Genomic DNA, 796 nt, shown 5'->3' with positions numbered 1-796 from the left:
ATCGCCACCAGGGTGGTCGCCCGCATCGGCGCCGCGCTCGGCGCCACCGTCGCGGTGCGCACCCTGTTCGAGGCCTCTACCGTGGAAGCCCTTGCCGCGCGGGTGGAATCGCACGCCGACGGTGCCGCCCGGGCGCGTTTGGTCGCCCGCGAGCGGGCCGCCGACGAATTGGTGCCGCTGTCGTTCGCGCAGCAGCGCATGTGGTTCCTGAACAAGTACGACACCGCCTCGGCGGCCTACAACCTGCCGATCGCCATCAGGCTCACCGGTGCCCTGGACGTGGAGGCGCTGCAGCTGGCGGTCGCCGACGTGGTGCGCAGGCACGAGTCGCTGCGCACCCGCTACCCAGAGCACGGCGGCACGCCGGTCCAGGTGATCGTGGCGGGCGAGGACATCACCCTGGACCTGCATCCGGTCGCGGTGGATCCGGCGGAGCTCACCGCGGCGGTGACCGAGTTCGTCAGCACCGGATTCGATGTGGCCGAAGAGGTTCCGCTGCGCACCCGGCTGTACGCGGCGGGACCTGAGGAGCACGTGCTCGTCGTCGTGGTGCACCACATCGCGGCCGACGGTTTCTCCATGGGCCCGCTGACCCGCGACGTGATGACCGCCTACACCGCGCGCAGCACCGGCGCCGCCCCCGGTTGGGCGCCGCTGGCGGTGCAGTACGCCGACTTCGCGGTGTGGCAGCGCGAGATCCTCGGCGCCGAGGAGAATCCCGACTCACTGCTGGCCAAGCAGGTCGCGCACTGGCGGCGCACGCTCGACGGCGTCCCCGACGAGCTGGCGCTGCCCA

The 796-nt window shown here is 72.0% G+C and carries 1 protein-coding gene; it reads left to right on the top strand.

The window, feature by feature from the left end; translation table 11 throughout:
- Positions 1–796, top strand: a 796-nt coding sequence (locus NA4_RS38175) for a condensation domain-containing protein (RefSeq protein ID WP_245671803.1), incomplete at both ends; no start/stop codon positions are given.

This window comes from Nocardia amamiensis NBRC 102102 (assembly GCF_001612745.1).
Taxonomy (GTDB): domain Bacteria; phylum Actinomycetota; class Actinomycetes; order Mycobacteriales; family Mycobacteriaceae; genus Nocardia; species Nocardia amamiensis.
Note: the sequence above shows the minus strand (reverse complement) of the source record. Positions and strands in the feature narration are given on the sequence as shown.